At 65.9% G+C, this 11,533-nt stretch carries 9 protein-coding genes and 1 pseudogene; 4 read left to right on the forward strand and 6 right to left on the reverse strand.

All coding sequences use genetic code 11. The features are described 5' to 3' along the window. Positions 1-186: 186 nt before the first annotated feature. Positions 187-819, reverse strand: a complete 633-nt coding sequence (locus BOO71_RS21225) for an HAD family hydrolase (protein ID WP_075835801.1) — start codon at positions 817-819, stop codon at positions 187-189. A gap of 270 nt (positions 820-1,089) precedes the next feature. On the opposite strand from BOO71_RS21225, the gene BOO71_RS21230 reads away from it, so the two are divergent. After that, positions 1,090-2,118 carry a DHH family phosphoesterase gene (locus tag BOO71_RS21230; RefSeq protein ID WP_075835803.1) on the forward strand — a complete coding sequence of 343 codons (1,029 nt, stop codon included), beginning with the start codon at positions 1,090-1,092 and terminating at the stop codon, positions 2,116-2,118. 127 nt (positions 2,119-2,245) lie between these two features. Here BOO71_RS21230 and BOO71_RS21235 read toward each other — a convergent pair whose 3' ends face one another. From BOO71_RS21235 to BOO71_RS21250, 4 genes are all read right to left on the reverse strand, one after another. Further along, on the reverse strand, positions 2,246-2,539 hold the full coding sequence (locus BOO71_RS21235; protein ID WP_075835805.1) for a glutaredoxin family protein: 294 nt from the start codon (positions 2,537-2,539) through the stop codon (positions 2,246-2,248). Positions 2,540-2,652: 113 nt separating this feature from the next. Next, positions 2,653-4,842, reverse strand: a complete 2,190-nt coding sequence (locus BOO71_RS21240) for a protein kinase domain-containing protein (protein ID WP_083653703.1) — start codon at positions 4,840-4,842, stop codon at positions 2,653-2,655. Positions 4,843-5,094: 252 nt separating this feature from the next. Further along, a complete protein-coding gene (locus BOO71_RS21245) occupies positions 5,095-6,126 on the reverse strand; it encodes an SDR family NAD(P)-dependent oxidoreductase (RefSeq protein WP_075835807.1) in 1,032 nt (343 codons plus the stop codon). A gap of 174 nt (positions 6,127-6,300) precedes the next feature. Further along, positions 6,301-7,425: a M42 family metallopeptidase gene (locus BOO71_RS21250; RefSeq protein WP_083653704.1), complete on the reverse strand. Its 1,125-nt coding sequence runs from the start codon at positions 7,423-7,425 to the stop codon at positions 6,301-6,303. A 431-nt stretch (positions 7,426-7,856) separates the two neighbouring features. On the opposite strand from BOO71_RS21250, the gene BOO71_RS21255 reads away from it, so the two are divergent. Genes BOO71_RS21255 through BOO71_RS21265 form a run of 3 tightly spaced genes read left to right on the forward strand, consistent with a single transcriptional unit; the run spans position 7,857 to position 10,934 of the window. Further along, positions 7,857-8,528 (forward strand): response regulator transcription factor, encoded by a 672-nt coding sequence (locus BOO71_RS21255; protein WP_075835810.1) that lies wholly within the window; start codon positions 7,857-7,859, stop codon positions 8,526-8,528. Then, complete coding sequence (locus tag BOO71_RS21260; protein ID WP_254843243.1) at positions 8,525-9,919, forward strand: sensor histidine kinase; 1,395 nt, start codon at positions 8,525-8,527, stop codon at positions 9,917-9,919. Before BOO71_RS21255 ends, BOO71_RS21260 begins: the two co-directional genes overlap by 4 nt. Positions 9,920-9,962: 43 nt before the next feature. Then, positions 9,963-10,934, forward strand: coding sequence for a S8 family serine peptidase (locus BOO71_RS21265; protein WP_075835812.1), 972 nt, complete (start codon positions 9,963-9,965; stop codon positions 10,932-10,934). A gap of 316 nt (positions 10,935-11,250) precedes the next feature. On the opposite strand, the pseudogene BOO71_RS28025 reads toward BOO71_RS21265, so the two are convergent. Continuing rightward, a pseudogene (locus BOO71_RS28025) lies at positions 11,251-11,533 on the reverse strand (hypothetical protein); the annotation flags it as partial.

An 11,533-nucleotide genomic window follows, 5' to 3' on the forward strand; every position in this document is an offset into this window, starting at 1 on the left:
CAGCGTCGATCCCTTCACTTCACGCCCGGAACCCGTTTTTCTCCTGCTCGCTCTGCTCGGATTTCCAGGTGTTTTCTACACCTTTCAATCAGAGTTTGTATTACAGCTCCATCAATCCAGCGCAAAAAACCTCTCCACACGGATCAACGAAGCTCCACAGGAGAGGCGGGGAGAAAAGGCCGGGCGTCAGCTTTGCGTCTCTCCTGACTCCAGCCACTGCGCCAGCTCACGCTCAAACGCTTCGTGCGCCTCGTGGTGGTACAGGATGCCGTGGAATCCGGCAGCGTTGGCGGCGTCGATGTTCTCCTGCACGTCGTCCACGAAGGCGGTCTGGGCAGCGGGAAGCCCCATAGCTGCTTCCAAAGCGGCAAACGATTCCGGCGCGGGCTTCTTGTGGCCCAGTTCATTGCTGAAGACCAGCGCGTCGAACCGGGCAAAACGGGGATCGGCGCGCAGATGATCGCTGACCACCGGGTAATTGTTGCTCAGCAGGCCCACGCGCACGCCAGGGGGCAGGGCCGCCAGCGTGGCGTACATGGGCAAGTGATCGACGATGCTGCCCAGATACAGCGCCTCGAAGTCGGGATAGCCCATCTCGATACCCGTTTCCCCCTGCATCACCGACCAGAAGTGGTCCAGGGTCCACGCGCCCACTTCCAGTTGCCGGACATGGCGAAAATAGCTGTCGCGGACGCGCTCGACGGGTACGCCGCTGCGGTCCGCCACATTCTGGGTGCTGCGCCCGTCGAAGGTGCCGACGGTAAACACGCCTCCCCAATCGAAGGCGACATGACGGACAACCGGGGCAGATTCATTCACGTCTGAGATTGTGGCGCACCCGGCGCGCGGACAACCCCCCTCTGTTCAGACCTGCACACATCCCGGCAGATGAGAACGAAGCCGCCGATGACCTGGCATTTGCAAATCTCCCCGCAGTCCGACAGTCCGGCTGGCGCTCCCACATAGCAGGAAATGGATGGAAACGCCATCTCCTGCGACTGGAACGATTCAGTCAAATTCATTGACCGACAGTCATGCAAAACACATGCGCTCAACATTTCTCTAATTTGGAGTCGTTATAGTCCAGGCGTGAAGATTTCTAATGGGGACAATCATCAGTATCAGCAGGAGGTCAGGCAAGTCGCGGCCCTGCTGCGCGCCCACGACGGGCCGGTGGTCGTCCTCTCGCATGAGAACCCGGACGGCGACGCCCTGGGCAGTCTGCTGGGTCTGACCCGGGCCTTGCGGGACCTGGGCAAGACCGTGATCGCCCCGATGAACGTGCCGCGCTACCTGCGTTTCCTGCCTGAACCCGGAGAAACCAGCACGCCGCTGACAGACTGGCCGGAGGGTGCGCTGGCCGTGGTGGTGGACGTGGACAACAACGACCCGGACCGGGTGGCGGGCGCGGACCTGCGGCAGTTTGTGGGCCAGATGGTCAACATCGATCACCACGGCACCAACCAGCGGCGGGCCACGGCGGGGCTGGTCGATCCAGGTAAACCAGCGGCAGTGATGCTGGTGGCCGACGTGCTGGACGAACTGGACATCACCTGGACCGAGGAGATCGCCACGCCGCTGATGCTGGGCCTGATCACCGACACGGGGAGCTTCAGATTCGACAGCATGACGCCGGAAACCTTCGAGTGCGCCGCCCGGTTGCTGGAACACGGCGCGCGGCTGGGCTGGATCAACGATTCCATGGGCCAAAACCCGCGCGCCTACTACCTGCTGCTGCGCGAGGTGCTGGACACCATGGAATTCACGCGTGATGGCCGGGTGGTGATGGCCCGCGTGGACGACGCCATGCTGGCGCGGGCCGGGGCGACCTGGGAAGACGTCGAGTCCTACGTGGGCCTGCTGCGTAACTCCGAGGACGCGGATCTTGCGGTGATGATCAAGGACTTTGGTGAACGGGTCAAACTGTCGCTGCGCTCACGCGGCGGGGTCAGCGCGCAGAACGTCGCGGTGGCGCTGGGCGGGGGCGGGCACGTCATGGCGTCCGGGGCCAGCCTCAGCGAACCGTATCCGGCAGTGCGCCGCCTGCTGGACACGGCCATCGACACCGAACTGGCACGGGTGGACGGCCTGGGTGCAGTGGCGGCAGTCGCCCACTGAACCAGCAAGACTAAAATTTAGCGTGCGAAATCCCCTCTGCCCGGCCAGCCATCTCCTCGTGAGTGCAGCCGGGTTTTCTGGCGTGTCCTGCCGGGTTTCCCAACGAACCTGCCTGGACCGATGTCGTTTAACCTTCGGGGCGCTCACTTTCGGGATGCGCAGGCGTGGGCAGTTCGGCGGCGCGCATCAATTGCAGCTTGATCATGCTCAGGCGGCCCGGACTCAGAACGCCACGCGCCAGCACCTGTTCGCCCAGGGCCAGCACGGGCACATCATCACCATATTGCTGCCGCCATTCGGCGCTCGTATCCACATCCAGCAACTGGACCCGGAATTCCAGCCGCGCCAGATTCTCCTCGGCCTGCTCGCACAGGTGGCAGCCGATTCGGGTGTAGAGGGTCAGCAGCGGCAATGGGGACATCGGTTGTTCAGATGCTAGAGCATCTCGCAGAGGAATTGCGCTGCCAGATGGGGTCGGAAAGGTTTCGGGATCGGCCTGGGAAGCCGCGCCTCTGATCAAAACATGATCACTGGTCAGAGGCTGGCGGCAGCCTGGGGGCCGGGTTGCGCCGAGGTGGCCTGCTCCTCGCCGGGCTGAACAGGGCTGAGTCTTTCAGCCACGGATTTGCCGGGCTGGGACTGGCCCGCGCCGGACTGGGGGCGGTCCAGCAGCGTCATGGCCTGCACCGGGGCGTACATGTCGCGGCTGGAGATGGGATCGCCCGCGCTGGAAATGGTTCGCAGCACCTGCCCGCCCTGACGCACAGCGTAGATCTGGCCCTCCGGTCCCACGCTGATCAGCCACGGGGCCTCGGTGGGTTCGCCCACCAGGGTGTCCAGCGAGAAGGTCACGCCGGGGGTGCCGTCGGCCTCGATCTTGCGCAGCTTGCGGGCCACGCCGTCCACGATGTACACCGCGCCGTGGCGGTCCACACCCAGACCCTCCAGCGTCCGCAAACCCTCGCTGTGGCGGTCCAGGCGGAAGGCGTAGCGGCTGAGGTACTCGCCCTGCGCGGTAAACTTCTGGACCTCGTTGTTGCCCGTGTCCAGCACGTACAGGTGCCCGTCCGGCGAGGCCACCATGCGGCGCGGCTTGTCGAAGCGGCCCAGACCCTGCCCACGCCCGCCGAAACGCCGCACGAACTGTCCGGCGGTGTTGTACACGACGATGTGGTGCGCCTCGCCGTCCAGAACGTAGATATGACCCTGGGTGAAGGCGATGTCCAGCGGTTGCAGCAGTTCGCCCTCGCCCAGACCGTAGGGGCCAAAGGACAGCAGTTCCTGGCCCTGCGGATCCAGCTTGCGGACCAGCGCGCCGGATTTGCCCTGGCGGTATTCCTGCAAGGTCACGTACAGGTTGCCGTCCGCGTCCCCGGCCAGTGCATTGGGCACACTGGGCAGGCCCTGCGAGGTGCTGCCGCCCTGATCGCACAGGCTGGCACGCAGCTTGCCGTGCAGGTCCAGCAATCTCACGGTGCCGCGTTTTTCCTGCACACTCAGGGCCAGGGCCAGCGGGTCGCCGAAGACCTCGTCGCTCAGCACGCCCGCGTCGATGCGGGTGATCACCTCGTCCAGGGTGGGGCGCTGCGCCGGGTCCTTCTCGATCATGTTCAGGATCAGGTCGTTCAGGCGGCCCGGCACTTCCAGCCGCACCTGCTTGGGCGGCTTGGGGGATTCAAAGACCTGCTGATGCACCACGGCCTCGTAGCTGCCCCGGAAGGCGGTCTGGCCGCTGACCATCTCGTAGGCCAGCAGGCCCAGCGAATACACGTCGCTGCGGGCGTCCACGCGGTTGCCCTTGGCCTGTTCGGGGGCCATGTAGATCGGGGTGCCCACCCGCGCGCCGGTCATGGTCAGGCGGGTCAGGACCTTGCCCACCGCGATGCCGAAGTCCATCAGCTTGACGCCGCCTTCACGCAGTTGGCCATCATGGAAGGCGTTCTTGAGCATCATCACGTTGCCGGGCTTGATGTCGCGGTGGACCACGTTCTGCATGTGGATATGGCGCAGCGCGTCGGCCAGGGCGCGGATCACCTGCACCGACTCGTTAAAGCCCAGGGTGCTGTCTTCCAGCAGGGCTTCCAGGCTGTCGCCGTCCAGAAATTCCATGGCGATGTAATGCTCGGGGTCCTGCATGCGGTAGTCGTAGACCCGCACGATGTTGGGGTGGTTGAAGCGTTTGAGGACTTCCGCCTCGCGGTAGAAACGCTTGACGAATTTGGCGTCGGCCAGATACTTTTCCTGCGGCACCTTGAGGGCCACGATGCGCCCGTCGCTGTTGCGCTTGGCCCGGTACACGCTGCCCATCCCGCCGATGCCGATGCGGTCCATGACCTCGTAATCCTGGAATTTGAGGTCCGCCTTGGTGGCCGACAGCGTGCTGCGGCGCGTCAGGGTGGGGGCGCGCGAGACCCGCGTGGGCTTGCTGCTGGGCATCTTGATTTCCTGGCGGCGCGCGGGCTGCGCGGGCAGCGAGGAAGAATGCCGCAGCGAGATCAGGCCGCCGCCCACGATCACGGCCAGCACGCCCAGTGCGCCCTGTGCCCGGTCCAGCGCGGCGGTCCAGGGACTGCCCTGCGCCGCGCTGCTGTGTGCCAGCACCACCAGGGTCACCACCAGCCCCAGCCCCAGCAAGGTGGCCAGGACGTTCAGGGCGCGCTCCGGGAAGCGGACCAGCAGCAACAGGCCCACCACGAACAGAGCCGCCAGCAGCAGGGCGGTCACGGGCGCTGGCCTCGGCTGAGCAGGGGCAGGGTACAGGAGTGGGTCATCTCACCCCTTTATACCCTTCAGTTCCTTGCGCCACACTTACAAACAGGGTCCTGAGCCTCCTGGAGCGTGAAAAACCTCGCATCCCTCGAAAGCGCGCTAAAAAGGCGGACGGATCAGAGAGGACTGCCCTGTGCTGGAAACGTTCCGACCTCCGGCGACGCGATTGTTTTCCCCGTTACTCCCAGGCAGGTTCTCCCCGGAACGTCAGGATGCCTCTCCCCCGTCCTTCCCACCCAGCTCGTTGAGTTCCCGTTCGGCCTTGCTCTTGATGGGGTTGCGGCGGGTCAGTGGCGTTTCAGCCTCCTTGCCCAGGACAGCCTCATCACTCTGGGTGGGGGCGGGCAACAGGCGGGTGCCCAGCGCCAGCAGATCGGCGGTGAGTTGCGGGGCCAGGGCCTGGGCGTACCTGAGCAGTGCGGCAGAACCGCCCACCATTGCTTCGGCGTCACCGCGCACCAGGGCGTCCACCATCCGCCGGGCGGCTTCACGGGCGTCCAGCGAGATCAGCGGGAAGTTGTCCACCGTGGCGAACAGGGCGTACTCCTTCCGAGCCTGCCCCTTGACCTCGGCCTGTCGCGGGCTGCCCGTTCGCATGACCGTGGGACAGACGGTGGTCACGCCGATGCCTTCCCCGGCCAGTTCGGCGCGCAGGGCCTGCCCGATCCCCGTCAGGGCGAACTTGCTGACGCTGTAGGGGGCCAGATGCGGCACCGCCACCTTGCCGCCCACCGACGACACCAGCAGCACCCGTCCGCCCCGGCGGCGCAGTTCGGGCACGGCCAGCCGAGTCAGCAGTAGCGGCGCGAAGGCGTTGACCTCCATGCTCCGGCGGAAGTCAGCCTCGGTCATGTTGGCCAGCGGACCGCTCTGAATCAGGCCCGCGTTGTTGACCAGCACGTCCAGGCCGCCGTGAAGGCGCGTGACCTCGGCCAGGGCGCGGCGCTGATCGTCTTCACGGGTCACGTCGCCCGCCACGGTCTGCACCCGCCTGCCCCCGCCGAGTCGCTGGGCCGCGCGCTCCAGCTCGGCAGGATCGCGCGCCATCAGCGTAAGAGTGGCCCCACGCTTCAGAAACTCGGCGGCCAGCGCCAGCCCCAGACCGCGCGAACCGCCCGTGATCAGGACACTCTTGCCGGTCAGATCGTAGGGCGGGATGAACTTGCGGCGCATGGCAATGGCCGTGACCGCCGCCGCCAGGATCAGTCGTCTGGGAATCAATCGCCTGGGAATTCGCATTCCCGCATTGTGGAGTCTGGTCTGACTACGCGGGCAACGGGTCAAGGCCCGCTCAAGACGCCAGGGCAACGGGCTGAAGCCTGTGAAGGGAGCCAGGAGCGTGGTCTGCCTGACGACTCCTCAGACGGATGCCGTTTTTCTCGCATCCGCCCGGCTTGAACCGTTGCCAGCGATTTAATCGGACCCGGTCTCATCCAGCGCCACGAAACGCAGGTCCAGGTCAGGAAGGTCGTGCAGGAAACCTTCCAGCAGGGCCACCGCCCCTTCCAGATCGCGGCTGTCCAGCACCTCGACAGGGCTGTGCGTGTAGCGGTTGACCACCGAAATAGCCCCGGTTGGCACACCCTGACCCAGGTACTGCAAGGCCCCGGCGTCGGTGCCGATGCCCTTGAGAACCTCGCGCTGAATGGCCACTCCCCGTTTGCGGGCCGCACCGAGCAGGCCCCGGCGAATGGCCGGATGCGCCTGGGTCGAGGCGTCCATCATCTTGACGGTGGGGCCAGCGCCCAGTTGCAGATGTGGCCCGGAGAACTCGGGCGTATCGTCGGCGGCGGTCATGTCGAGGGCCAGCGCCACGTCAGCCTGAATGTGACGGGCCAGGGCAGACACGCCGCGCAGGCCGACTTCCTCCTGCACCGAGAACACCAGGACCAGCGTGACTGGCGGCGGCGTCTCGTGGAAGCGTTCCAGCAGGGTCAGCAGCACGGCGCAGCCTGCCCGATCATCCAGGGCGTGCGCGGTGTAGCGGCCCGTCTGGCGGCCCAGTTCGGTCAGGCTACCGACAAAACCCACCGGATCACCGACGGCCACGCCCATATCGAGGACCTCCTGACGGCTGCGTGCGCCGAGGTCCACGTACAGGCTGGCGTAGGGGACGATGTTTGCGCGGTCAGCGTCACCCAGCAGGTGGGCGCTTTTGGTGCCGATGACGCCCAGCAACCGCTCGCCGCTGTCGGTGCGAATCCAGACGCGCTGCGCCGGGAGAATCCGGTCATCCAGGCCGCCGAGCTTTTCCAGACGCAAAAACCCGTCGCCGCCGATCTTGTAGACACGGAAGCCCACCTCGTCCATATGCGCCGAGATGACGCAGCGCCGCGCATCAGCCTGGGCAGCGTGACGCACGGCAATCACATTGCCGAAAGCGTCCACGTCGAGGGTGTCGGCGTGGGGACGGGCAGCCTTGACCACCAGTTGCACGACGTCTTCTTCGGACCCGCTGGGTCCAGTGGCTTCCACCAGCGCTTGCAGGTGCTTCATCACAGAGGGAAGAACGGAATTCTGGGGGTTGGATTCGGTCATCAGGGTCTTCCTTGGCTGGCGCTCTTGAGGAGAGGGCGGGAGTGATGAGGCTCAGAGGCCGAGGGTGCCCCGGTGACGCGGACTCGAAGTTCAGCCACCACACGGCTCCCGCGCCGCCCGGATTCTACTGGCGTCGTCTCCCCGAGAAGTGCAGGGTTCTCACCGCCCGGCACTCCTCCAATAGCCCAGTCGGCAGGGGAGTTTGCTCCAACGCTCACGAGTCCGGCTCGGGCCTTGCACGGGAACGCCCTTCCGCAACCGCGCCCAGGCGTCCGCAGCGATAAGGCGTCTTCCGGCAGGATGTCTGGCAGCTTTCCCAATCCTGCCGGGATGCCTGCGGGCCGCCGCAGGTATACCGCCCCTTTACCTTGAGGCGGCACACTGGGCGGCATGACTCCTCACGCCACCCAAGACCCTGATCAGGAACCCCCATGCGCCTGCTGATCGTTGAGGACGACCCCCACATTGCCGAACTGCTGCGCGACGGCCTGGGCGAGGAAGGTTACGACTGTGACCACGCCGCCAGCGCCGATCAGGGTGCGGAACTGGCCCGGCTCTTCCCCTACAGCCTGCTGATCCTGGACGTGATGCTGCCCGAGGGCATCGACGCGGGCTATGTGCTGGGCCGCAAGTTGCGTGAGGGTGGCCTGAATACCCCGATTCTGTACCTGACGGCACGCGGCACGGTGGAGGACCGGGTGGAAGGGCTGGAGGCGGGCGGCGACGATTACCTGCTCAAGCCGTTTGCCTTCAAGGAACTGCGGGCGCGCGTGCGGGCGCTGCTGCGAAGGGCCAGTGGCAACGCGCAGAACACCCTGCCCTTACCGGGCGGCTGGGTGATGGACCTGGGTGGGCGGGAACTGTACCGTGCGGGGGTGCGTGCCGACCTGACCCGCCGGGAATTTGGCCTGCTGGAACTGCTGGCCCTGAACGGCAACCGTGCCTTCACCCGCGACGAGATCATTGACCGCCTGTGGAGCGGTGAGACGGGCGTGGAGCCGAAAGTGATCGACGTGTATGTCAGCACCCTGCGCCGCAAGACCGAGGACGGCCTGATCGAGACGCTGCGCGGGGTGGGCTACCGGCTGGGGCGGAGCGATTGAGCCAGCCCGCGCTCCTTCAGCCCACGCCCATTCAAAAGGTGCTGGGGCGTCTGAGCCTGCGCCTCAAGCTGATGCTGGGGTACGCCATTGTCTTTGCCCTGACCGTGCTGCTGGGCGGGGCAGGGGTGTATTACGCCGCCCAGCGGGCGCTGACCGCCTCGCTGGACACCACCCTGCGCGAGACCGCCAGCGTGGCGCAGGCCAGCATTGATCAGCATGAGGACGAGGAGAGAGACGGCGAGGTGCCGGAGCCAGCCGACTTCAACTCCGAGTTGAAACCCAGCGGTGACCTTAGCATCGAACTCCTGAGTTCCGGTGGAAGTGTTTTGGCGCGGGCGGGCAAACAGGAAGACAGCCTGGATCAGCGTTATCCGGTGATCCCCGGCTTCTCCACCGAGGACAGCCGGAGGGTGCTGACCTTGCGGGTGGATGACCTGTACCTGCGGGTATCCCGTCCCACCGATACGCTGTCGGGCTTTCTGGAAACGCTGGCCCAGTTGCTGCTGGTGGGCAGCGTGTTCATGATCGCCGTGGCCTGTGGGGCAGGGTACTGGCTGGCCAACCGCGCCCTGAAACCCGTGGACGCCGTGGCCCGCACTGCCGAGAGCATCGCTGCGCGGGGCGACTACGCCGAACGCGTGCCGCAGTCTCCCGGCACCGACGAGATGGCCCGCCTGACCCGCACCGTGAATCTGATGCTCGACGGTCTGGCCGGAACCATCGAACGCGAGAAGGACTTTGCCCGCACGGCAGCCCACGAACTGCGAACGCCGCTGACCGTGCTGCGGGGCCGCCTGGACCTGGCGCTGGAGCGTCCGCGTGAAGCTGCCGAGTATCAGAAAGCGCTGACGGGCATGGTGGGGCGGGTGGAGGCGCTGACCGCACTGACCGAGGGGCTGCTGGCGCTGGCCCGCACCGACGCGCCCAATGAGCTGGAAGAGGTGGAACTCGCCGGAGTCGCTGCCCAGGTGGCCGAGAGCTGCGAGGACATGGCGCGGGCGGGCGACAAACACATCCGTCTGGACCTGGAACCGGGCTGGGTGCAGGCCGAGGGCGAGGGCGTGCAGCGGGCTATCCGCAACCTGCTGGAAAATGCCCTGAAATACGGCAGTGGGCAGGAAGTCGTTCTCAAAGTGGCTGCCCATCGGCTTGAGGTCACGAGCGGTGGTCCCGGCCCCGATCCGGCACAGTGGTCCCGGCTGCTGCAACCCTTCGAGCGCGGCGCGGGCGTTCAGGGTGTCAGCGGCAGCGGTCTGGGTCTAGCCCTGGTCTCGGCCCTGGCCCGGCGCTGGAACGCCCGACTGGTGCCGGAATGGGGGGAGGGAACGTTCAGCGTGGCGCTGGTGTTTCCAGTCGCCGACCCCCGGCCCGAATCCCTTCTGGTTCGTTAGCCCGCTATACCGTCCCTCAACCTGTTCGGCGCAGGCTGGCCGCATGAACAGACTGGGTGCGTGGGTGATGGGGCTGACCTTGCTGGCCGGGGCCGGAGTCTGGAGCGTGAACAGGACCGAATCGGACTGGGTCAACCGCCGGATCGACGCTTCCGCCGGGCTGCGCCTCGCCTCGGCCCATCCCATCACCGTGGCTGTCGTGGACACCGGCATTCTGCCCCAGGCCGCGCTGGATGGCCGCCGCCAGAGTGGCTACGACTTCGCCGCCGGGTCTGCCCTGCCCCCCCACCTGATCAATCCCCACGGAACGGCGGTGGCGGGCATGGTCCACAGCGTCGATCCAGCGGCGCGGATTCTGGACGTGCGGCTCAGCGACACGGCGGGCCAGACCACGCTGAGAAAGGCCGTGGATGCGCTGCGCTGGGCGGCAGGACTGGAGGTTGCTGGCGTTCCCCTCAACCCCTTCCCAGCGCGGGTCATCAACGCCTCTTTCGTCCTGAAGACCGTGCCTCACGATGGCTGCGTTCCGGCCATGCAACGCGCCGTGAATGAGATTCTGGCGCACGGCAGCGTGATCGTCGTGGCGGCGGGCAACACCAACGCCCCGGCGTGGCGCAACACCCCCGCAGGCTGCCGGGGCGTGATCACCGTGGCGGCCACGGATACGCAGGACCGCCGCGCGCCGTATTCCGACTGGGGAGCCGCTATTGCCCTGTCCGCTCCGGGCGGCACACGGGCCGAGGGGGTAGACGTGTGGTGGGGCCAGCACCGATCTGAGCGGCGCGGAAGCAGTTACGCTGCGCCGCTGGTGGCCGGGGCCGCGAGCCTTCTCCTGGCCCAACACCCGGAGTTCACCCCGGCGGAAGTGAAAGCCATTCTCCAACGCAGCGCACGGCCCTTCTCACGGGGAGGCTGTGATCCGCAGCACCGGGCCGGGTGCGGCGCAGGTGTACTCGATGTGGCCGGAGCGTTACGTTCTGCCGCATCGCCACTGGCATTGGGGAGTGTGCACTGAAACTGAGCGAGAACCCAGGCAGCAACACCGTGGGCGAGAGAAGCAAAACCCACACCAGCGCCATCTGCTGCGCCTCGCCGCCCGACAGGTGCGCAGCCCAGCTCTTGGAGGCTGACGTATTCCTGGGCCAACAGCAAGCCCAGGTGAGTGCCCTGGACTTGACCCTTACGGAAGTGAATCCCAAAAGCGTATCCGATATGGCCGCCGCTATACCTCAGCTTTACCTCTCGCCTTTAGGCTCCCCGCCGTGACGTTTCCTTTTTTGAGCAGCCCAGATTCACCTCCCCATTCCCCACTGACAGTAGTCCGGAAGGTTTCAAGCAGCCTTGACCCCCAGGAGCAGCAGGTCGGCGATCTGTGGGGCGAATTTTTCGCAAGTCAGATCGCCAGGCAACAGAGATAAAATTCGATCAGCGAAAAATTCGTTATAGGCACGGCGTTTTTCGTCTTCCATGCTGAAGACCAGCGGGCCAGCCCGCTGGTTCATCAACTGACTGGCTCTGGCTACAGAAACGCTATGCAGCGCCATATTCCAGTGGAAGTGCAGCGCCTGAGCCTGACGGGACTGGCAATCACCCAGGCCCGCGAACTGCTTGCCG

Origin of the sequence: Deinococcus marmoris (assembly GCF_001949125.1) — a bacterium.
Taxonomy (GTDB): Bacteria; Deinococcota; Deinococci; order Deinococcales; family Deinococcaceae; genus Deinococcus; species Deinococcus marmoris_A.